At 32.2% G+C, this 23,980-nt stretch carries 16 protein-coding genes and 1 pseudogene; 11 read left to right on the forward strand and 6 right to left on the reverse strand.

Annotation, left to right across the window (positions count from 1 at the left end; all coding sequences use genetic code 11):
* Together IAI10_RS15050 and IAI10_RS15055 are read left to right on the forward strand one after the other, a co-directional pair.
* Positions 1 to 577: pseudogene (locus IAI10_RS15050) on the forward strand (collagen-like protein); the annotation flags it as partial.
* A 353-nt stretch (positions 578 to 930) separates the two neighbouring features.
* Positions 931 to 2,007, forward strand: a complete 1,077-nt coding sequence (locus tag IAI10_RS15055; protein WP_315674113.1) for a glycosyltransferase — start codon at positions 931 to 933, stop codon at positions 2,005 to 2,007.
* 92 nt (positions 2,008 to 2,099) lie between these two features.
* Here IAI10_RS15055 and IAI10_RS15060 read toward each other — a convergent pair whose 3' ends face one another.
* Positions 2,100 to 2,933: a hypothetical protein gene (locus IAI10_RS15060; protein WP_315674114.1), complete on the reverse strand. Its 834-nt coding sequence runs from the start codon at positions 2,931 to 2,933 to the stop codon at positions 2,100 to 2,102.
* Positions 2,934 to 3,214: 281 nt separating this feature from the next.
* On the opposite strand from IAI10_RS15060, the gene IAI10_RS15065 reads away from it, so the two are divergent.
* Positions 3,215 to 4,735, forward strand: a complete 1,521-nt coding sequence (locus tag IAI10_RS15065) for a hypothetical protein (protein ID WP_315674115.1) — start codon at positions 3,215 to 3,217, stop codon at positions 4,733 to 4,735.
* A 125-nt stretch (positions 4,736 to 4,860) separates the two neighbouring features.
* Here the strand turns inward: IAI10_RS15065 and IAI10_RS15070 are convergent, their stop codons facing one another.
* On the reverse strand, positions 4,861 to 5,580 hold the full coding sequence (locus IAI10_RS15070) for a 4Fe-4S binding protein (protein WP_315674116.1): 720 nt from the start codon (positions 5,578 to 5,580) through the stop codon (positions 4,861 to 4,863).
* A gap of 279 nt (positions 5,581 to 5,859) precedes the next feature.
* On the opposite strand from IAI10_RS15070, the gene IAI10_RS15075 reads away from it, so the two are divergent.
* The 7 genes from IAI10_RS15075 (at position 5,860) to IAI10_RS15105 (ending at position 18,055) form a co-directional block, all read left to right on the forward strand.
* Positions 5,860 to 7,197, forward strand: coding sequence for a hemolysin family protein (locus IAI10_RS15075; RefSeq protein ID WP_315674117.1), 1,338 nt, complete (start codon positions 5,860 to 5,862; stop codon positions 7,195 to 7,197).
* A gap of 426 nt (positions 7,198 to 7,623) precedes the next feature.
* Positions 7,624 to 8,667: a [FeFe] hydrogenase H-cluster radical SAM maturase HydE gene (gene hydE / locus IAI10_RS15080; RefSeq protein WP_315674216.1), complete on the forward strand. Its 1,044-nt coding sequence runs from the start codon at positions 7,624 to 7,626 to the stop codon at positions 8,665 to 8,667.
* A 216-nt stretch (positions 8,668 to 8,883) separates the two neighbouring features.
* On the forward strand, positions 8,884 to 10,884 hold the full coding sequence (locus IAI10_RS15085) for an ATP-binding protein (RefSeq protein ID WP_315674118.1): 2,001 nt from the start codon (positions 8,884 to 8,886) through the stop codon (positions 10,882 to 10,884).
* 38 nt (positions 10,885 to 10,922) lie between these two features.
* Positions 10,923 to 12,047 carry a YibE/F family protein gene (locus IAI10_RS15090; protein WP_315674119.1) on the forward strand — a complete coding sequence of 375 codons (1,125 nt, stop codon included), beginning with the start codon at positions 10,923 to 10,925 and terminating at the stop codon, positions 12,045 to 12,047.
* Positions 12,048 to 12,159: 112 nt separating this feature from the next.
* Entirely contained in the window at positions 12,160 to 14,013 is a 1,854-nt protein-coding gene (locus IAI10_RS15095; protein ID WP_315674120.1) for an LTA synthase family protein, read from the forward strand.
* A 421-nt stretch (positions 14,014 to 14,434) separates the two neighbouring features.
* Positions 14,435 to 15,490: a bis-aminopropyl spermidine synthase family protein gene (locus IAI10_RS15100; protein ID WP_315674121.1), complete on the forward strand. Its 1,056-nt coding sequence runs from the start codon at positions 14,435 to 14,437 to the stop codon at positions 15,488 to 15,490.
* A 48-nt stretch (positions 15,491 to 15,538) separates the two neighbouring features.
* Positions 15,539 to 18,055 (forward strand): glycosyltransferase, encoded by a 2,517-nt coding sequence (locus tag IAI10_RS15105; RefSeq protein WP_315674122.1) that lies wholly within the window; start codon positions 15,539 to 15,541, stop codon positions 18,053 to 18,055.
* Between the two features lie 115 nt (positions 18,056 to 18,170).
* Here IAI10_RS15105 and IAI10_RS15110 read toward each other — a convergent pair whose 3' ends face one another.
* Both IAI10_RS15110 and IAI10_RS15115 read right to left on the reverse strand, forming a co-directional pair.
* A complete protein-coding gene (locus IAI10_RS15110; protein ID WP_315674123.1) occupies positions 18,171 to 19,859 on the reverse strand; it encodes a glycosyltransferase in 1,689 nt (562 codons plus the stop codon).
* A complete protein-coding gene (locus IAI10_RS15115; RefSeq protein ID WP_315674124.1) occupies positions 19,856 to 20,794 on the reverse strand; it encodes a glycosyltransferase in 939 nt (312 codons plus the stop codon). The genes IAI10_RS15110 and IAI10_RS15115 overlap by 4 nt, the downstream gene beginning before the upstream one ends.
* A 177-nt stretch (positions 20,795 to 20,971) precedes the next feature.
* Here IAI10_RS15115 and IAI10_RS15120 point away from each other — a divergent pair, with 177 nt between their 5' ends.
* Positions 20,972 to 22,735, forward strand: coding sequence for a glycosyltransferase (locus tag IAI10_RS15120; RefSeq protein WP_315674125.1), 1,764 nt, complete (start codon positions 20,972 to 20,974; stop codon positions 22,733 to 22,735).
* Positions 22,736 to 22,773: 38 nt separating this feature from the next.
* On the opposite strand, the gene IAI10_RS15125 is transcribed toward IAI10_RS15120, so the two are convergent.
* Together IAI10_RS15125 and IAI10_RS15130 are read right to left on the reverse strand one after the other, a co-directional pair.
* Positions 22,774 to 23,574 carry a DNRLRE domain-containing protein gene (locus tag IAI10_RS15125; protein ID WP_315674126.1) on the reverse strand — a complete coding sequence of 267 codons (801 nt, stop codon included), beginning with the start codon at positions 23,572 to 23,574 and terminating at the stop codon, positions 22,774 to 22,776.
* Positions 23,575 to 23,641: 67 nt separating this feature from the next.
* Positions 23,642 to 23,905 (reverse strand): hypothetical protein, encoded by a 264-nt coding sequence (locus IAI10_RS15130; protein ID WP_315674127.1) that lies wholly within the window; start codon positions 23,903 to 23,905, stop codon positions 23,642 to 23,644.
* Positions 23,906 to 23,980: the final 75 nt, after the last annotated feature.

Here is a 23,980-nt window from a genome sequence, read left to right on the forward strand (position 1 = left end):
TACTGGTCCTACCGGCGCTACTGGCTTAGATGGTGTTACTGGTCCTACCGGTGCTACTGGCTTAAATGGTGTTACTGGTCCTACCGGTGCTACTGGCTTAAATGGTGTTACTGGTCCTACCGGTGCTACTGGCTTAAATGGTGTTACCGGTCCTACTGGTCCTACCGGCGCTGGTTTAGCAGCTAGCGGCTATGTATATCAACTCGCTACACTAGCTAATGCAACTGTAATAGGAGGAGCAGATATTCCGTTTTCAAACAATGGTCCTCTAACTGGTATAACTCATACCGCAGGTACTACCACTGTTACTGTAGTAACTGCTGGCACCTATGAAATTAATTATGGTCTTAGCATAACTGCTGGTATTGGCGCACAAATTGCAATTGCTGTAAATGGCACTGTTAATGCATCTACTCCTATAGCGGCATTAATAACTACTGGCGAATTATTCGGAAGCGCAATACTAACTCTTGCGGCTGGAGATGTTATTACTTTAAGAAATAACTCAGCAGTCGCTCTTACTCTTACTTTAGCGCCAGCAGTCGGTGCCCAATTAACTATTAAGAAATTAGATTAATCCAAAAAATTAAAACCCTCTGCAATAATACAGAGGGTTTTTAAAATAGGCTATTATGAAAACCTAAAAAATCAATAACCAATAAAGCTATACGTTATTAGTTTTTTTAAACAGATGATGTATTAATTATTCATGTATTTAAAAGCCTTTAGAACGGTAACCAACATTCTAAGGCTAATTGTACAGAATTATAAATTTAAAGTACTATAACCTTAATTATTGACACGATTTTAGGTTTTCATTAATATTTATGATACCTTGTATCATGCAAAGCTATGTTCTAAAAGGATATTGATGCAGCTTTACGATTGTTAAAGCAAATCTTTAAAATAAAATGATATGGAGGATTAAATATGTTCACCTTAAGTCTGTGCATGATTGTAAGAAATGAGGAAGATGTAATAGAAAGATGCTTAGATTCCGTAAAGGAACTTGCTGATGAGATAATAATTGTAGATACAGGCTCTAAAGATAATACTCTTGAATTACTAAAAGCCTATGACTGTGAGATTTATCACTTTAAATGGATTTATGATTTCTCAGCTGCTAGAAACTACTCTTTTTCAAAAGCCACAAAAGATTATATAATGTGGCTGGATGCTGATGATATTATAGAACCTGCGGATAAAATCAAACTTCTAGACTTAAAAGCCTCTTTAGATTCTGCTCCAGATATCATGATGCTAAAATATAATGTGGGGTTTGACGAAAATGGAAATGTTAATTTTTCCTACTTTAGAGAGAGAATAATAAAACGTACCAGCAATCTTAAATGGATAGATCGTGTACATGAATATATATCCCCTACCGGACAGATAATGAATGTAGATATAGCTGTAACTCACAAAAAAGTCCATCCTTCTGAAGCAGGAAGAAACCTTAAAATATATGAAAAGATGCTTTCAGACGGTGTAACTTTCAGTGCTAGAAATTTGTATTATTATGCTAGAGAATTATACTATTCTAAGGAATATGAAAAAGCATCAGATAAGTTCCAGCAATTTTTAGAGTTAAAAGAAGGATGGGTAGAAGATAAAATAGGTGCCTGTTTCAATTTATCTAACTGTTATAAGGAATTAAAAGAACTTGAAAAATCCAAGAATACTTTGATTAAAAGCTTTCAATTTGATACTCCAAGAGCAGAAATTTGCTGCGAACTCGGTTTATACTATCTGAACAAAGGGGATTACGATCGTGCAATAGACTGGTATACAATTGCTACCACCTTAAAACCTCCTGAAAACAGCTGGGGTTTTATTCTTTACGACTATTGGAACTTCATCCCTTGGATACAGCTTTGTGTATGCTATTATAAAAAAGGTAATATAGAAGAATCTATTCGCTGTAATAAAAAAGCTTCTGTTTTTAAGCCTAATGACCCTTCCATAATATACAACAATGCCTTTTTTGATTCTCTAAAATCACACTAAAAATAGGGTGTCCCAATTTTATGCTTGGGAACACCCTATCTTTATTTTCTAAATTATTTATAAAAACTCTTCGATGCTTACTTCCGTATTTTTTAGTCTGTATCTTCATCACAGTCGCTTAAATGTTTGAATTCATCTTCTCTGCAAAAATCCTCCTTTTGTGGTGGATCAAAAATATTAAATGGAAAATCAAGGTTATTAAAATATTCACATGGATTAGTAGAAACATTAATGCAGGATTTTGGCTTACAGAATCCAGTAGATAATACGGATAGATTAACAAGTCTGAACAATTTAATAATTGTAAATAAGCCTATAGTTACATTAACTACTCTTCCACTAATTCCTGTGTCAATAGTTTCTGCTAATGGTATAGCTTTAGCTTCAACTAATACATAAGGCAAATTTGGTAATGTACTTGTATTTTGTGCAAATAAATTAGAAGATATTACAACACTATCTGTACATGAACCAAATAAAGTAACTTTTTTGGTATATCTGCTTACTGCAAGAAGATGATCACTGGTAGTTCCATCTGAAAAATATACTGTTACTGGTGTAGTGCTACCTGCAAAGAATTGAATTCCATAGTTAAACACAAATTCTATTGTAACGTCATAGTAGCCATCTTTAGTGAATCTTTTAGGTTCTACACTAATAATATTTATCGCTTGTATGGTTATATTATCTCCTAATACTCGGATGTTAGTTATATCTGCTGGAACTGTAATTATATCATTAGGTGCAATAGGCGTTCCCGCAGGACTTCCAATACTAGCATTAACTGAAGCTGCTGAACGGGATGGGCCAAGTATGCTTGGAGTTAAGCAATCCTGTTGCCTGCATTGGTCGTAAACTTTTAGAGCAATAAGACATTCATCTTTGATTTTGTTATGTCCTTGAAATGCACTGTCGAAATTTTCCATTCCATACCCTCCTTTAATGATGCAAGGATTAATTTCTAATTTTAGGAGGAACATAATTAAATTTTCTTAGATTTAAATCTAATCATGTACTTCCTTCTAAAGAAACATGCACTATATGCATGAGTTGTTTTCATTAATATTGTATGTAACTAACAATATATGTGTGATTAATGTCAGAAATTTTTGGAATATCTTTTAATAGTTGATTTTTCTGGGATTTAGTATTATATGCTAGGTTTTATGCATACCTTTATATAAAAGAATTTTTTTTAGGTGAGTCTATGGAGTTTATTGATAAAAATTATTATATAATAAAGGACAAAAACAATTGTTTATGGAGATTCATGTTTGACGAAAAATCCAGAATTCTATATCAAATATGGGATAATGACAGATGGTCAGAAAAAAAGTCTGTGTGCAGCTCCTGCAAGAGAGCTTTTTATCCCTGCATATCGAAGGATGAGCAGCTGCAGGTATTTTATGTGGATAATAATAATTCAATAGTCTTAAGCATATATACTGAAGGAAAATGGAACGAAAAGGTTATTTTATCAGGCAACTCTAATGACACAAATTTAAACATATTGTTTTTTAAGGTTATATTTCAAGAACAGGATATTCATATATTTTATATACTGGAAAATAGCACTTCTAAAGAAACAGTACTAGTTCATCAAAGCAGCATCGGAAGTGTATACTGGAATTCACCCAAAATTTTAGATATAGTAACTTCCCTTAAAGCTTATCCCTTTCATGTATGTAAGGACAGCAAAGATAATATTTTAATTTTCTATCAAAATTATAAAGCTCAAAATTATTTAGGGTATAGAAGATTTTTTAAAAGCAGTAATATGTGGAGCGAATTCTATGTGATAGATAAATCCCCATCAGCCTTCCTAGACTTTTCAATAATAACCAAAGATAATTTTATCTACGCAGCCTACATAGAGGATCAAAAGCATTATTGCTGCTTAAAGCTCAGATGTAGGGAAAACTCCTGGAATCCTGCCATTACCTTAACTGAAAAAACTAAAATAGAATCCTGCCTTATATCTATCATAGATAATAAACTTTGGATATACTGGGTATTAGATAATAAATTATTTAATATATTTACGGATGACAATGGTAAAAATTTCAGCAGCATTTCTTCAAAGGATTATAATGAAAAAGCAGAAATCCTAAAGGCTTCTTATGAATGCAGTAATACTGTAGCAGATAAGAGTTCACAAGTTTTTTCTGAGTATGTATATGTGAATATGCTAGAGGATTCCGATTTGTTTACCTTAGAGGAGTTTTCTCCAGATATCACCAAAGATATGATATTACAGCCTAACACTAATGAGGCTGAAGAGTACTCTCCTAATGTGGATTTAGATGATATAAAAAAACAAATTGATGATGTTTATAAAAAGATATATTTTTGCAAAAAACAGCTCAGCGAAAAGGATTATCAGATTTCTCAGCTTAGTTTTGCTTTAGATCAAAAGAATAGAGAAGCTTCCAGACTAGAATACGAGCTTCAAAAAAGCATAGAAGAAAAAAACACTTATGCCAAAGAAATAAAAATTATAAAAAATAAGAATACAGCTCTAGAGGAAAAGTTAAAATCGAAAGACATGGAAATAAGCTCTTTAAGGAATAAAACAAAAATTAGCGAAGATGATAAAAATAAGCTTGAATTCAAAATTTCAAATTTAAATCAACAGCTGCTACAGTTAAAAAATTCCTTTGATAATATGGAGAATATGAAAAAAAACAAGAAGTCCTTTTTAAGCAGACTTCTTGGTAATGATGAATAAACATGTTATCCTATTTAAAACATTCCTTTAGTACGTACGTCTATGTTTTAAAATGTTGATATTATCTTTGGAGTCCATGCTATGGCATGCCTTTATCAACCTTCTCTTAAAACATAGACTATTATTTAAATAATGCTTCCATCAGTACTAATGGTTACTTCCCTATAAGGAACGATTATCTGTGCCTGCAGCATAGCTGTTTTCACAGCATTTACTATACCTCCGCAGCAAGGCACCTCCATCCTTACCACTGTTATACTTTTTAAATTGCTATTTGCTATTATATCTGTAAGTTTTTCTTTATAATATCCCACATCATCAAGTTTTGGACATCCAATCACTGTTATATGATCTCTTATAAAATCCTCATGAAAATTTGCATAAGCGTATGCAGTACAATCCGCTGCTACCAGCAGATTGGCTCCCTGCAAATATGGTGCTCTTGAATTTATAAGATTGAGTTGTACAGGCCACTGCCTTAATTCTGACATTCTTTCTGCAGGCTCTTGACCTTCTTTTTTCAAAGAAAAATTCACTTTTTTTCTTTCTATGGTCTTAGCCGCAGAACCAGGACATCCGCATGCCATTGTGATAGGCTCGTTTGTGTTTTCTTTTTTGAGCTCTTCCACTGCCTCTTCATCAAAATCTACAGCTTCTCTTTCTATTATGCTTATAGCTCCCGTTGGGCATTCTGGAAGGCAGTTTCCAAGTCCATCACAGTATTCATCACTTATGAGTTTAGCTTTTCCATCTATTATTTTTATAGCTCCCTCTAGACAAGCTTTAGCGCAAAGACCGCAGCCGTTGCATTTTTCTTCTTTTATCTCAACAATTTTTCTAATCATACTTTAATCACTCCTGTACCCACATTATTTATGTTTGGCTATGTTTCTATTATATTGGTTTTTATTATAAAGTTCAGTAACCTATGTTACCATATTTATAATGAAATCTAAAGAAAATGGACTTAAAATAAAGTCTTACAGCAAAAAGACATAATTATTTCGTAAATTGCATAATATAATTATTGCTACGCTGTGTTTTGAAACATAGACAATTTGAAACATTTTGCAATTTATGATATTATAAACTTATTAATTTTTTATATTTGAGGTGGTATTTTAATGGATTCTGGACCTGATAGTAGTATTTTACTCATTATTTTTCTTTTAGCTATCAACGCTTTCTTTGCTGCAGCAGAAATGGCTATAGTTTCAATCAACAAAAACAAGATTGGACTCATGGCTGAAGATGGCAATAAAAAAGCCAAACTATTAAAGAAACTCACAGAAGAACCTAGCAAGTTTTTAGCTACTATACAAGTTGGTATAACTTTAGCTGGTTTCTTTTCAAGTGCATCTGCTACAACAGGAATATCTAATAAACTGGCCGATTTTTTTAAAAAATCTGGTGTTCCCTATGGGGAAGGCTTATCTGTTGTAATAGTAACTATCGTTCTTTCTTTCTTCACACTTGTGCTTGGTGAACTTTTACCAAAGAGAATAGCTCTGCAACATTCAGAACGAATAGCAATGTTTACGGTAAAACCTATTGTTTTCACGGGTAAAATACTTTCTCCTTTCATAAAGTTATTGTCTGGCTGTACCAATGTTTTAATCAAACTTACGGGAATAAATGTGGAAAACCTGGAAGAGAAATTTTCAAAAGAGGAAATTAAATCTCTTATTGAAGTTGGACAAGAACGCGGTGTAATAAATGAAACAGAAAAAGATATGATCAATGGTATTTTTGAATTTGATGACAAACTGGCTAAGGAAGTAATGACTCCTAGAACAGATGCCTTTATGATAGATATAGATGATCCTATTGATGAAATAAAAAAAGATATTCTCGCTGAAAACTTTTCTAGAATACCTGTTTACGAAGAAGATTCTGATAATATAATAGGAATTCTGTTCATAAAAGACTTTTATATGGAAGCTTTAAATAACGGAATTGAAAATATAAATTTAAGGAAAATGCTTAGAGAGCCTTATTTTGTTCCTGAAACCAAGAACATAGACAGTCTATTTAAGGAGCTTCAAGACACAAAGAACCATATGGCTATACTTATTGACGAGTACGGTGGTTTTTCAGGAATAGTTACCATAGAAGACTTAATAGAGGAAGTTATGGGAAATATCTTTGACGAATATGATGAAATTGAACCTGATATCAGGAAAATAGATAGTAACAGCTACATTATAAATGGTATCCTTCCTATCGATGAACTCAATGAAGCTCTTAATCTTGAGCTGAAGTCAGACTATGCTGATACCGTAGGAGGTTTCGTGCTGGAGCTTTTAGGTTCTATTCCTCAGGATAATGAAAATACTACTGTTAAATACGAAAATCTGATATTTAATATTGAGCGTGTCAGCGAAAAGAGAATAGAAAAGCTTAAGCTAGTTGTAGGTGAGCAGGATTCAAGAACCGAAGCAAGCGCAGCCTATGATTCATAAAATAGATTAATTTCAGGCTTAGGTAAGTGTTAATTTCTTCACTTATCTAAGCTTTTATTTTGCTTAATTGGCTATGTTTTAAAGTAGCATTAAAAAGCAACTCTGCTTTAAAACAAAGCCTGACAAATCATTTGACATAATCCCTTATGTATTGATAATATATAATTGCTAAATATAGAGTTAATATATGTGATTTAGCTATTATCAAAATTTATTTAATCTGCCTAACAGAAAAGAAACCTCTGATCTGAAAGGAAGTTTATCAATACTTGTCTGTAATATCCTTTATATTAAGATATTATATTCTATTGTAAGCTTTCCTTTGGGAAAGTTTTTTTATTCATTGGTATGATTCTAACAGGATATGTTTTAAGAGAATATTGATAAAATAATTTGATTGGAAGTGATTTAATGCCTAATGCCAAAATCATAAATATAATAGATAAACTATATAATGAAAGCAATGCTACCGATGAAGAGTTATTGGAATTGATCAATGATATAGATGCGGAAAGCAAAGAATATCTTATGGCTAAAGCTCATGAAGTAAGGATGAAGCACTACGGAAATAAGGTATTCATGCGAGGGCTCCTAGAATTCACTAATTATTGCAGCAGAACCTGCGAATATTGCGGTATAAGAGCTGCCAATAATAATGCTGATAGATACAGGCTTTCAAAAGACCAAATTATGCAGTGCTGCAAAATAGGTTACAATTTGGGTTATAGAACCTTTGTACTTCAAGGCGGTGAAGATGCCTTTTTTACAGATGACATTATCTGCCACATTGTTTCTTCTATAAAAACCGAATTTGCTGATGCAGCTATAACGTTGTCTATAGGTGAAAAATCTTTTGACTCCTATAAAAAATATTATGATGCAGGCGCTGATAGATACCTTTTGAGACATGAAACTGCTAATAAAGAACTATATGAAAAACTACACCCTGGAATGAGCTTTGAAAACAGAAGAAGATGTTTATATGATTTAAAAAAGATAGGCTATCAAGTTGGAGCCGGCTTCATGGTGGGCCTTCCTTATCAAACAAATGAGATATATGTGGAGGACTTAAGATTTTTAAAAGAGCTTCAGCCTCATATGGTAGGCATAGGTCCTTTTATTCCTCATAAGGATACTCCTCTTAGAGAGTTTAAAGGCGGCACTGTGGAAGCTACTGTATTCCTGCTGTCAATCATTCGTTTGCTTCTCCCTGAGGTATTGCTTCCTGCTACCACAGCACTAGGCAGTATTGATCCTCTTGGAAGAGAAAAAGGAATAAAAGCTGGGGCAAATGTTGTTATGCCAAATGTATCTCCTACAAATGTGAGAGCTAAATATTCACTTTATGATGGAAAAATATGTACTGGAGATGAAGCAGCAGAATGCAGACGCTGCATAGAAGGAAGAATAAATAGAGCAGGCTTTGCTGTAGATATGTGTCGAGGAGATCACATAACTAGAGCCTTATAATATATTAAAAATAAGAGGTTATGCTTAAAACATAGCCTCTTTTTATCATATTTTTTAATTTGCTGACATATTTAGTCTATTTCAATATATTTTTTATTATTAACATAAATATATTTGTCGATTCTCTTTTTTTATTGTACAATGTTGTTATATTTTTCATTTACATTCCGAATTATGCAGGCTTATTGGACTTAATAATATTTGAAAGGTGATACTATGAAGCAAAAACTTATATTTATTTTTATTCTGCTTACTTTTTTATTTATATATTCTACAAATGCTTCTGAAAAAAACTTGAAAAATAATATTACATGGAAGTATGCCGCCAGCACTTTATCTTGGAAAAGCGTGCTGCAGAAAAGTCCTTTGGAAGTAGAAGACACTTATAATTGGAAGGAACTTTCTACGCCGCAAAAGCCGCCTAGTGATTCCGTAAATGCACTTTGGCTTAAAGCTGATTTACCAAAATCCAATCTTACAGATCAATGTTTATTCCTTCGTACATATGATAAAGCTTTTGAAATTTACTTAGATGGAAAATCAATATACCACTATGGTGATTTAAAAAACATAAATGATAAAACTCCAGTTGCTAGCCTTTGGCACATTGTCTCTTTGCCTTTAAACTATTCCGGTAAAACTATCTACATAAAAATGTATTCTTACAACAAATTCAACAATGGAGTAATTGCAAGATCAGAAGTGGACACAAAAAGCAGCATAATAATGAAAATACTCAAAGAAGATATAATTAGTTTAATGGTGTCTGCTTTATTTGTATTCATGGGTATATGCTCACTAATAATAGCTTTTGTATCAAAGCTTCCTTCAAGTAAAAAGCCCCTAGTTTACATAGCATTCTCTTCAATATTTGTGGGACTATGGTTTATGAGCACTCAAAATATCAAGCAGCTTTTTATCAATTGCCCTCTGCTTTGGTACTATACCTCCATACTTTCATTGTTTTTTATTCCTGTATGGATATTGCTTTACTTAAAGAACACCTTGAATAATAGCTTTAAAAAAGTTACAAACTTTATGCTTGCCTTTATATTATGTTATACTTTTATAGCATTGCTATTGCACATTACAGGCATATTCCAGCTGGCTGCTTTTTTAGCTCCCTTCCACCTATGTCTTGTATTAATAGCTATAATTACTATGGTAATCATCATAAAAACTTATGCTGCTTCTGATAAAGTTAATTATCTTTTATCTTACAGCTTTATAGCTCTATGTTTTTTATGCATAGTAGATGTAATAAGGTGGTATACAGTTGTTACCTCAGATTTTAAATTTATAAGCCAATGGGGACTTCTTCTGTTTATATTTTCCCTTATGCTTACTCTAATTGGGCAAATGTCAGAGACTACCGCTAAACTTAAGATTTATTATGAAGAAATACAGAAGAAGGATCAGATGGTAGACTCTATGTCAAATTATGATAAAATAAGAACCGAGCATTTTGCGAATATATCCCATGAGCTTAGAACTCCTTTAAATATTATTTTGAGTACTCTTCAGCTGCTTAAGCTCTATAAAGATAGAGGGGTAATAACCTATGATGGAACTGAAATTGATAGACATATAAATGTTATGAAACAAAATTGCTACAGACTCGTAAAATTAGTTAATAATACTATAGATATTTCTAAAATAGACTCTGGCTATCTTAAGCCTAATTTCAGTCTTCAAAATATAGTACAAGTAGTTGAAAATACCGCTCTCTCTGCTTCAAACTATATAGAAAGCAAGGGAATAACTCTCTGCTTTGATACGAATGTAGAGGAGCTTTATATGTGCATGGATACTGATAAGATTGAAAGAATAGTATTAAATCTTTTATCTAATGCCACTAAATTTTCTAATGCAGGCGCTCAAATTTGGGTAAAGATTTCGGCTTCTGAAGATTTAGTAACCTTCACCTTTGAAGACACAGGCATTGGAATTAAAGAAGAAAAGTTGAAAAATATATTTGATAGATTTGTTCAAGTTAATTCCACCTCCTATAAGGGAAGCGGAATAGGGCTTTCCTTAGTAAAATCCTTAGTTGAGCTTCATAACGGCACTATTAAGGTAGAGAGTGAGTATGGCAAGGGAACAAAATTCACTATAGTATTGCCTATCATAACCAAATGTGAATTGGAGAATAATAGTATTGCCTTCAATGTAAGTCCTGATGATGAAAAATTAAAAATAGAATTTTCTGATCTATAGATAATTTACTGCAATACTTTCTAGGAGGATGTATTTAAATGAAACATATGAAGCTGAAGATAATGATTCCATTATTGTTAATCGTGGGAGTATTGATAATATCGATACTTCCAGATTTTATAGATACATCCTCTGGAGATTTAGTACATGCAAGAGTAATAGGCAGTGCTGACAGCTCAAGTAAAGGCTCTCAAAATTACTCAAATGTAAAAATTAAAATATTGGACGGTGCTCATAAGAATGAAATCATTACAGTACAAAATATCGTAAATGAAAATATTAAAAGCGAAAGTGGTTCTAGAGAAAATTTTGTAGAAAAAAATGATGAGGTGCTAGTAAGCATACAAGAAGACAATAAAGCAAATATAAAAAGCGCCTACATATACGAAATAGTAAAATATCGGCAGCTATACTTTCTTATATTCGTATTTGCTGCAGCTGTAATTTTTATTGGCGGCAAGAAAGGTCTAAAGTCCCTGCTTTCTCTTGTTATAACAGGTTTTGCTGTATTAAAGCTCCTTCTTCCTCTCATTTTAGCTGGGTTTAATCCAGTAGCGGTGTCCGTGGTGCTGTGCATAGGCATAAGCATATTGAATCTTATAATAATAAGCGGAAAAAACAAAAAGACTTTAGCTGCAATTATAGGTACCTGCTCAGGGGTTGTTCTTTCTGGAATAATAGCCCTTTATTTTATTTACAATATGAAATTAAAAGGCTTTAGCGATGATGAACTTCAGATGCTCATATTCACTTCTCAAAATTCTAATTTTGATTACAGAGGCCTGTTATTTGCGGGAATTCTTATGGGGGCTCTGGGAGCTGTAATGGACGTAAGCATTTCTATAGCCTCTTCCATGAATGAAATAGCCCTAAACAATAACGAGACAAGTTTTAAAAGCCTATTTACTTCTGGAATGAATGTAGGTAAGGATATAATGGGATCCATGGCCAACACTCTAATACTTGCCTATGCAGGCGGAGCTATCTACACCCTTTTGTTGATATCTTCTTACAATATGACTATCAGCAGAATATTAGATCAGGACTTATTTGCTTCTGAAATACTGAAATCTATCTGCGGAAGTCTTGGACTTGTGTTTACTATTCCGTTAACTGCCCTTGCCTACGCTGCCTTGTGTAAAAGAAAACCAAAGGAATCATAGTTAATCCATAATACTTTATTCATAGTTTGTTATTGTTTTATACACAAATTCGGTTTATACTTTTGAAGCAGAACCAAAAATATAAACTTAGAAAACCACTAGGAGATTGTATATGAAAAAGCTAAAAAATGTACTTTTAAATAATATTGATCTGTTGTTATTCATAATAATTATGTCTATAAAATTCCTTGTATACGGAAGTATAATTCAGGAAAATTATTTTTCGGCTTCCTCCCTATACCCGCCTGTATTTACTTCCTTGATAGTTATTTGTTCTATAGCTCTCCTATTTAAAAAGAAATATAGGACTTTGTTTCTCTATATAGTTGATGTCTTACTATCTATTCTAATAGTTTCGGATACAGTTTACTTTGGATATTATAGAGATATTCTTTCCATACCTGTAATACAAAATGGTATGCTTCTAGGCCCTGTAAAAGCCAGCGTCATTAGTCTGTTCAAAATAAAATACCTGTTGTTCTTTTTAGATTTTATTATTATTCCTAAGCTTATTTATAAAATAATGCCTGAAAAAGATAACACTTTAAAGTTAAGGCTTATAAGCTTTGCAGTTTTGCTTTTAATAGGCGCAGGCGGCGATGCCAATTATATATATAAGCTTTCTGTAGAGCAGCCTAATCTTATTACCACAATGTACAATAGAATTTATATTGCGGAGCATCTAGGTAATCTGAACTTTCATGTACTTGACACCTACAATTCTATCTCAAGAGCTATACAGAAAGGCACTAAGCTTTCTGCAGACAAAGAAAATGAACTAAAGAAATTCTTCGCCAGCAATACCACCACCTCAGAAAATCCTAAATTAAAAGGAACTGGTGAAGGCAAAAATCTTATTATTATTCAGGTTGAAGCTCTTCAGCAGTTTGTGATAAACAGATCTATAAATGGTCAAGAGATAACACCTAATTTGAATGCATGGCTTAAAAAGAGTGCTTATTTTGATAATTATTTTTATCAGGTAGCTGGAGGTAATACCTCTGATGCAGAGCTCATGACTAATAATTCGGTTTACCCTGCAGCTGCAGGAGCTGCGGCTTACCTATACTGCGGAAATCAGTTTAATTCACTTCCAAAAGCCCTTGACGATAAGGGTTATACTAGTATTGCTCTTCACGGCTTTAAGGAAGACTTTTGGAATAGGAGCGTTATGAACAAAGCTGAGGGCTTTGATACCTTCTATGGGCAAAGCAGTTTTAAGCTGGACGAAATAGTGGGTATGGGGCTTAGCGATAAGTCATTTCTAAATCAATCTGTAGATATATTAAAAAAGCAAAAGCAGCCCTTTTATAGCTTTCTTGTAACCCTTAGCAGTCACTTCCCTTTCGATGACACAAAGCATTACGGTGACTTTAATGTGGGAGAATACGACGGAAGCCTGCTTGGTGACTATTTAAAAAGCATACATTATGCGGACGAACAATTAGGAATGTTTTTAAAGGAATTAGATGAGGCAGGACTAACTAAAAATTCAATAATTGCCTTATATGGGGATCACTATGCTATACCTAAGAGTGAAGAAAAGAATCTATACAAATTTTTAGGTATGCAGGGCAGCGAGCTTAATTGGGCATTGCTTCAAAAGGTGCCTATGATAATGCACTTCCCTGGCGACCAAAACAGCGGAGTGTATCATAACTACTCTGGGGAGATGGACTTATATCCTACTATAGCAAACTTATATAATCTTCCTACAAAATATATGTTTGGAAAAGACTTATTTAATCCTGTTAACGATACTGTTATTCTTAGAAATGGCTCCTTTACGGACGGAAACATTTTCTATCTATCTCAGTATAATAAGTACTATGATGTTAAAACCGGAGCTTTGTTAAGTGAAACTCAGGAGAATAAAACTAAACGAGATTATGCCGACAAAATGCTAGAGTACTCTGATGATGTGCTTAATCATAATCTATTGGAAAAATTTGATAAAGAAAACTGAAATAATTAATTGCACTTGCTGTAATTTAATGTTATACTTACCATATAAACCTTTGTAATACGAAAGGAGAATGTTTTATGAGCGAGGTAGTTTTAAGCTAACCAACTGAATAGCTGATCTTATAATTCAGAATTATTAAGTCTTAATTTGAAAGGCTTGTTAATTGTGTTTTTGTAAGATACTCATTAGAGTATAAACATCATTCAACCTTTTAGTATTTACATGTATTTAGCGTGTTTTATTAATATTAACTATTTGAATTTAAAGGCTGTATTGACTTCGAGTTTATATAGCCTTTTTTGTTTTGCATTTTTTTAATAATTGATATGATGCCTAATCTAATGATAAAGCTGCATATTCAGCATGGTTAGCTTCTTTTTTGAAATCAAAACCACAAATTTTGTACAAAAAGGAGATTTGCATGCTTAATTATATCGATAAAATTTATGAAAACATGGAACTTAAAGAAGGAAAACAAGTAATACAGAACACTCTTATAAACATATATCTCTGTGAAGGAATTTCTACAAAAGAGCTCTCCAGAAATAACCTGCTTCCCCTGCCCTTAACTGCCGCCATAAAAAAGGAGGCCGTCAAGCTTGGTTTGGCTGTTCAAGATAGAGGGGTAAGGCTCACTTCTATTGGAAAAAATCTTATCGAAAAAGAGTTTGGCTTTTATGATTTGAATATAAAACTATACGACAATTTATTAAATAGTTCCATAGATGATTTTAGCTATGTTCAGGACGTGCTTGAAGATTTAAGGATAATATTACAGCAAAGGCCAAGTGCTGATGTAACTATAGATCAGTCAAAATGCACTGCAGAAACTGCCCTTAAAAGAGCTATCCTCTGCCTTAAATACTCTGGCTTAATAGGAAAGAATATATTGTGCATTGGAGATGATGATTTTATAAGCGTAGCCCTAGGACTTTTATTGAAGAAACTGTATGGAAGCATTTCTAATTGTAAGAGCTCTATATGCGTGGTGGATATAGATGAGAGAATTTTAGATACTATATCCCATATAGCTGAAGAATTTAAACTTCCCATAACCTGTATAAAATCTGATCTGAGAGATTCTCTAAATAAAGACTTAGTAAATAATTATAACTGCTTATTTACTGATCCTCCTTATACTCTGCCAGGAATTAAGCTGTTTCTTTCAAGGGGCTTAGAAGGGTTAAATAGGGATTCCTCTTCTACTATATTTTTATCATATGGGCATAAATCTCCAGATTTTGATTTAAGCCTGCAAAATTATTTTAGAGAAATGGGACTTGTGATATCAGAAATAATACCCAAATTCAATACCTATGAGGGCGCTTCCTTAATAGGCAATATGAGTCAAATGACCATTTTAAAAACCACTGAAAGCAGTAAAACTCTTGTGGATGGCTCTTATGAGAAACCTATATACACGAAAGATTTTAAAAAATCGGCTCATTCTTATGAGTCAAAAGTAACAGTGCTCTAAGCCTTGCATACTATGAAAATATCAGTATTGTTTTAGAAAGGAGCACTAATGAAAACTAGCATAATAATACTAACCTATAATCAATTAGCTTATACTAAAAAGTGCCTAGACAGTATCAAAAAATATACTCAGGAAACAACCTATGAAATTATTATTGTAGATAATAATTCCACAGACGGAACAGTGGAATGGTTAAAATCGCAAAAGGATTTAATAACTATTTTTAATGATGACAATTTAGGCTTTCCAAAGGGGTGTAATCTAGGAATAGAAAATTCTACTGGAGATAACATATTGCTTTTAAATAATGATGTAATAGTCACTCCGCATTGGCTGGAAAATCTTTTAGATGCTCTCTACAGTTCAGATAAAATAGGTGCTGTAGGAGCTGTATCTAACTATTGCTCTTATTACCAGAGCATACCCGTAAGCTATAGCAATGATGCTGAAATGATTGAATTTGCACAAAAAAATAATTTAACCAATAAAGGTATTTGGGATGAACGTTTGCTGCTCATAGGTTTTTGTATGCTTATAAAAAAAGAAGTTGTGGAAAAAGTAGGCTATTTAGATGAACTTTTTACACCAGGAAACTTTGAAGATGACGACTATTCTCTTAGAATAAGGCTGGCAGGCTATAAATTGCTGCTTTGTAGAGATGTTTTTATTCACCATTATGGAAGTGCTTCCTTTGGAAGCACAGGAGATATGTTCTATAATGTATTTCAATTAAACAAGAAAAAGTTTGAAGATAAATGGGGCTTCGATGCAAATTACTCTACCTTCATAAGAGGAGACATAATAAATTTAATTAAAGCTGATAAAAATGCAGCTTTAAAGGTTTTAGAAATAGGTTGTGCCTGCGGAGGCACTCTCTTAGAAATAAAAAATCATTACAAAAATGCAGAGCTCTTCGGTATAGAATTAAACAGCAATACAACAAAAATATCTTCATTAATTGCAGATATAAAAAATTCTAATATAGAGAAAGAAGAATTAGCTTACGAAGAAAACTATTTTGACTACATCATATTTGCCGATGTACTTGAACACTTATTAAATCCATGGCAGGTATTAACAAATATAAAAAAATATTTAAAGCATGATGGAAATATACTAGCCAGTATACCTAATGTTATGCATTATTCAGTAATAAGAGATCTTTTAAATGGAAACTGGAATTACGTAGATGCAGGTATTTTAGATAAAACTCACCTAAGATTTTTTACCTATAATCAAATTATTTCTATGTTTAAAAATTGTGGTTACAATATTCTTCAATGTAACACAAACTTGCTTGTATCTACTAATGAAGACATAGATTTTATTAATTCTTTAGCTATTTTAAGTAATGAAGCTAATAAATATCAATTTTCAGTATACCAGTATATTATTAGCGCCTCCAAAGCTGAACCCATTAAGGAAAGCATTGTACCTGTTGAACCATCTGGCGAATACACCAAAAACAGAGGAAAGCTATTTGTTACTCTCTTCCCTGAAACCGAAAATGTGCATCTTACAAAAGATGTGGGTATGATTCCATTTTTAATGCATAAATATTTTAATTACAATTCCAAAATCGTATGCTATAAAAACGGCAGTTACCCTTACTTAAATAAAGAGGTTTTAGGACTCAACCTAGACTTTCTTGAAAATACAGACAATGATTTAATTGATGGCAATAATTATATAAAAAAAAATGCCAAGAATATAGCTGTACTGCATATATTTCATTTTCTTCAGCGTTCTCTGGTTTGGATACAAACCTATAAATCCTTAAATCCAAGAGGAAAGATTTATTTAAAACTAGATGCAAACATTAATATATTAAATTATAATTTAACTCCTCAACAAATTGAAATTTTGCAACTGTGCGATCTCATAACCGTAGAAACAAAGTATCTATACGAATATTTAAATAATCACTGGAAAATAAAAGTAGAGTACCTTCCTAACGGATTTTATGATATTAGTAATCACCAAGAAGCCAATTATTATGAAAAAGAAAATATCATCTGCACTGCTGGGCGAATCGGCTTCTATCTAAAGTCACATGAGATACTCCTAGAAGCATTTAAATTTGCAGCCTCTTTTATACCAGACTGGAAGCTTAAGCTAATAGGTACTATTGATGAAAGCTTTAAATCTTATCTGCTTAAATTTTTTTCAGAAAACCCTTCTCTTAAAGATAGAGTTATACTCACTGGCTTTATTGGAGATAAGAAAGTTCTAGATGAGGAATATAGGAAAGCTAAAATATATTGTCAAACCTCAAAGCTAGAAAGCTTTGGAATTTCAATGATTGAAGCTCAAAAAAATGGCTGTTTTATATTAACCTCAGATGTAATTTCTGCTTTAGATATTACTGACAACAATAAATACGGAGAGATTTTCCCTATTGGCAGCGCAAATACTTTGGCAATGCTACTGATAAAATATTGTACAAACGAATATCTATTGGAAAATAACTGCTTACCTGCTCAACAATTTGCTTATGACAATTTTTATTGGCCTAAAATATGCTCTAAAATTAACGATTTATTAAATAATCCAAAAGCAGATTAAAATTTCCTATTAAATCCATATTAATAATAACCAATAAATATTTATAAGCTTGCATATATTTTAATTGTAGAAAATACAAGATAACGCACTCCTCTGCCTTATCTTGTATCTTCTTTTATAGCTTTACCGCTGTTATAACTAAATCACTGTCAGGTCTAAAGGGCTCTATATTTATATGCCTGTAATCTCCTGCAAATTTAAAAAATTCTTCTATCATTTCAGGAACAGCATATATTGTATGAGTGGGATCTTTGGTATTAGGATCATCAGAAAAGCCATCTGGAACAAATAGTACTAATATTCCTCCCGACTTCAGCATTTTACTGGCTTCTATGAGAGATTGAATCGGTGTAAAAGTATGCTCATAGGAATGGGAGCTGCAAATAAGATCAAATTTATAATCTATTCCATTGTTACTGCATACCTCGGATATATTTTCCCATCCTCCAGAAAAAATGCTGCTTTCATCATATTTATTTTCTCCCCATACTCTATCTCTAAATCTTATAGCTCTGCCGTTCCAATTTTTATCTATTCCAATCCAATTTTTATATTCACTCTTTAAAAATATAGGATTATTCCCAGGTCCTATTTCTAATATGCGTGATTCTTTTCTTACTTGGGAAAATTTCTCTAAAATATACTGCCTCATATATTTTTGTGGTGGAACGTCTTTCTCAAAATAATATAACCCAAGCTTTCTATTTTGAAATAAATACTGTTTTACAGCCTCACAAATATTTTCATCAATATTAGTAACCTTTGAACAGCTATATGCATTTCTAAAGCCCTGATAATTCTTAAAAAAATCACCTATAGCATTCACCTGCTCATAGGTTACTGTTATCCCATTTGCTTTCTTATTCTTTATATATTCATTTACAGCATATTCATTCACTGCCGGAATCCTTAAGTTTTCTTTAGTAACGAAAGCTTTCATTAAACTGGCTATATACTCTGCTCTTTTTTCATAGGTATGATTTTTCACTGCCTCTTCATGCCCTTCCAGTGCTATTTTATCTCTTTCCTCTTCATGAGCTAAATAGTATTCAATTTTTTTAATCATGGCTTCAACATTTCCTATTTCTGCTTCAACATAATGTTTTCCTGCTATAAATGAATTTTCAGAAGCTAAAGTTTCACTTATTAAGAATGCTCCGCTGCCCAAGGTCTCAAAAACTCTTGTTTCTGTATCTAAAAATTCTTCTGCGTGAATATTTAATACTATCTTAGCTTTGTTCAATAATAAATTCATATCCATGCCATATGCTGACTGGGATTCTATGATATTAAATTTGCTTTTAAGTTCATTAATAATTTTCCTTCTTCTTTCTGTAATATTGCCTACAAATAAAATATCTATTGTTTTAGTTATATCCTTAATTGGTGAAAAAACTTTAGGACAAAATCCATTAATAAGAGTAGATAACCGGGCCTCCTCTACTCCATTAAAATATTGCTTTGCAAGCTTTTTGCAGTTATCGCTATGCACAAAAATATGACTGAACTCCCCAGAATTAAGCAAAACATCCTGATCCCTATTTCTAGCAATTAATTCAGATGCCCAAAAAAATTTAGGCCTATTTACTGCTTTTAGAAGTTCTAAGGGAAAGCCATCTCCCCTTTGGAGAAGCAATACATCAAAATCTCCTGCCTTCAAGAGCTTTTCGCCAAGAATATTTCTATATTTTCTATAATCCAAAGTTATGGTTTCATGCCCAGCCTTTTTAAATTCTTCATTGATAAAATATTCAGCTCCCCAGCCAGCATTTTGTTCTATAACATTTATATAAAGTATTTTCATGCTTTCTCCTCCAGTATATTTTTTATAGCTCTATATTCCTTTTCCATACTATAATTATTAATAATGAAATCCCTGTATCCCTGAGAATCATATTCCTTAGATAAAATCATATCCACAGCATCCTCTAAGGTACTAAAAATATATTTTTTATCATAGTGATCTTTGATACCTTCACAATTATGAAGCACAGGCTTTATTCCACTGCACATTGCCTCCGCTGCTGCAAAACATATTCCCTCATCAATGCTTGATATCACCATATAGTCTATATTGTCAAACCACTTAAGCTTATTCTCATAATTTTGCCATCCATTGAATGACACATTGCTTTGCAAATTGTTCTCTTTTATAAAATACAGCAGATAGCTTAAAGTCCTTGGATCTTGAAATTCTCCTGCTAACAATAATTTATATCGCTTATCTATAGAATTTAATTTTTTTAGTATATCAAAGGTTAATGGTAAATTCTTCTTAAAATTTATATATCCCAAATATCCTAAGTTAAAGCCTGGTTTTCTTGTTTTTATGGGATAAGACTTTTCGTTTATACCACAAAATATAGTGGTTATATTCAAGCCAGTTTTATCTATATCTCGGGTGTTTTCCTCAAATATTCTTCTTATATGAGGAGCTACAATTATTAAATCATCTACATTCCCCCAATTCACACTTCTTATATATTGTGTATATACCTCATACCCATGTATTCTACAAATGACTTTTTTATTTTTGCAAGCTTCCTTTTGACTAGCATATATTAAAAGCTCATCACACCACTCAAACCAGCATATATCAGCCCAATCCATAGCAGCATCTATCTGTTTTAAATCTGTAACCTTTATATGGCGAGTTTCATATTCTAAAGATAGTTCATTTATTATATCCCAAATGAATTTATCATCGCCCTTATCAAAAAACACAATTTTTTTCTTCATAGGTCTTCTCCTTACAATATGATTACATAAAACTTTATTCTATATCATTATATTTTTTATATAAACTTTGTTTACTCTTTTTAATAACCTGCATATTATATATGGAAAAATATAATTATTTTGTATATTCATGTGTTTATATGCTAATAATGTTTTCAAAGCAAAGGAGAAATAAGCATGAACAATAAATTAAGTGTTTGCATGATGGTTAAAAACGAAGAAGCTTACCTTCCAACTTGTCTAAAAAGCATAGAGGGTTTATGGGACGAACTTATAATAGTTGATACGGGATCTACTGACAATACTATAGATATCTGTAAAAGCTTTGGAGCTGAAGTTCATATTTTCCCTTGGATTAATAATTTCAGTGCTGCTAGAAATGAGTCTTTGAAATATGCTACCAAGGATTGGATATTAGTTATGGATGCTGATGACGAAATCTTTCCAGAAGATAAAAAAAATCTAATAGAATTTTTAAGCAGCGACCTAAGAGAAGATGGAATATATTTCTTTCAAACCCTAAGCTATACCGGAGATTACGTTGATGAAAATAATATTACTATCAATCTAAACCCAAGGCTTTTCAAAAATCATAGAGGAATACACTATGAAGGGGAAATTCACAATCAAATTGTATATCCAAATAATGAGGCAAGCTTTATCTATGATAAAGTAAAAATACACCACTATGGCTATTTAAACAAAGCTATTTATGAAAAGAACAAGAGAGAAAGAAATATGGCAATTCTAAAGGAACAGATTAAAAAATATCCTGAATATGGCTTCGCATATTTTAATTTAGGAAATGAATATTCTGCCTTGTCTAATCCAGAAAAAGCCCTGGAATGCTACTATAAAAGCTATGAATATTTTGAGGCTTCCAGAGGCTATAGCTCTATTCTTTTAATAAAACTAGTTCATTCTAACTATCTTCTTAAAAATTATGAGGAGGCTCTTAAATTCATCTCTATTGGATTAAGCTATTTTCCAAAATGTACTGATTTATATTACTTTAAAGCAGTAATTTTTAAGGAACTTAACAAGCCTACCTGTGAAATTGAAGCCTTGAAAAAATGCATTGAATTAGGCGAAGCGCCTCCAGAACAGAGATTTCTATATGGCACAGGAGATTTTAGAGCTCTATATGAATTAGCCAATGTTTATTTTGAGCTCAATGACTACGAAAATTCCTATAAATATTATATAGAAGCTATGAAAAGCAAAAAAGATTTTTCCACCCCCATATACCATATAGCCTATCTGCTAAAGAAGCAAAACTATAGTGATGAAGCTTTAAAGCAAAAAATAGATGCCATAGCAAAGGACTTCGGTGCCGATTCTATATTGCTGGCAAATCTTTTTTTCAATCTAGATTACTATGAATACTCATTGGAGTATATACAGGCTTGTGAAGAAAATCACATATTTTCTGATAACCTAATTTTATTAAAAATGAAAAATCTCATAAGAACTAAGCAATTGACAGCATGCATCTCTGCCAATTCTGTAGATAAAAGAAGTCCTATTTACTCATTTGCTGCTTTTTATCAGGTGCTAAGTTATATTCTCTTACCAGATTACGAGGAAGCTAAAAAACTAATGAGTACTTTGCCAGAAAGCAAAGAAATAAATGCATGCCGCCAATTATTAAAATTACTGAACAATGAGCCTCCAAGTGGCGAATTAAGCAAAACCTCTGACGACGAATATATGAGCATAATAATTGAGATTCTTGAACTCTTTCTTATTAATGAAAAGTTTGATGAACTCAAATCCGCAGTAAATTTATTAACCTTAGTAAATGATAATTCTACCTTTCTCAGTTTAGGGAAGCTCTATTTTAAATATGGTTATATAGATCTGGCCAAAGAACAGGTATTGAATTCAATAATTCAATATAGATTATATGACCTTGAGGCCCTTGAAATATTAAAAGCTTAATAAAAATGCTACTTCATAATTTATTATGAGGTAGCTTCTCAAGCTCTATACGCTCCATAAAGAACTACATTTTCCTTATCACCAGGACTTGTGGGCGGTATTATTGCTAAATTAAAGTTTTCATCTACATGCATTGTATTTCCATTTGATAAGTTATCATATTCTTTTGCTACATAGTAATTATTAATGCAGCCCGTGTTTCCTCTTTCCACTTCCAAATTTACTGCTAAATCATATATGCTGTGAGCTGCCACAGTGCCCGTTACCCTTATATCTCTTATATAAGGATTTACGTTAGGAATACATCTGCTGCAATTGCAACTAGTATTTTCAATATCATAACATATCTTCAAAAATGGTATGATATACTGGTTTTTATTTATAGCCGACCCAAATTTACAAAGTACATCTCTACTCTTAGGGTATAGCATTATTCCACCTGCATTCATACAAGGATTATTGTTCCATAAAGAAACTATTCGACTAACATTTGCAGAAATAGACACTTCACGTGTTAACGGATAAAAACTGCTAGTTACAACATCAATTGTATTAGGTCTATTATTATAGGTAGTATAGGTGCTGAAATAATCTGATATACTGCATACTCCAAATACCTTACGGCAGTCATCATAAAAATTATCTGTTTTAAAAAGGACTAAATCAGCATGTTTTATAATTGCATTTTGAGGTATGGGAGAAATATCAAAGAAAATATAGCTATAATAATTATACTTAGCTCTATTACCTACTATTATATCTCCCTCATTTATATTTTTGTTTGGAAATTCATTGGTTATAGAAATTGTTTTATTTGCAAATATTATAACATTTCCCATATTAACCTCTTCTTTCTTTTGTTTTAGAATATAGAGCCATAAACGGCTCTATATCTTTATCTAACGCCTAGTAATCTAATCCAAAGGTTGCAGTAGCTGTGTCGCTTCCATACAATTGAGGAATTATTGATATATTTAAAGTTCCATGATAGTTAGCTGCGGTGAGTGTAGTATTTGATATTGGTAAAGTTCTAGAGAAAAACTGGGTTCCTCTATAGGTTCCTGTAACATTGAAGCCAGCTGTAAGATATCCTGTAGTACGTCCCTGTATAGTTCCTGTATAAGCTACTCTTCTTAAGCTTCCATTGGTTGGTGTATCAAAACTTGGCATTATATACATCTCCTTTTACTTTGGTTAATTATTAACGTAGAATATTTCTACATTAATATATATTATTTTTTATTT

The organism is Clostridium sp. 19966 (genome assembly GCF_032335695.1).
Lineage (GTDB): Bacteria > Bacillota > Clostridia > Clostridiales > Clostridiaceae > JACTOJ01.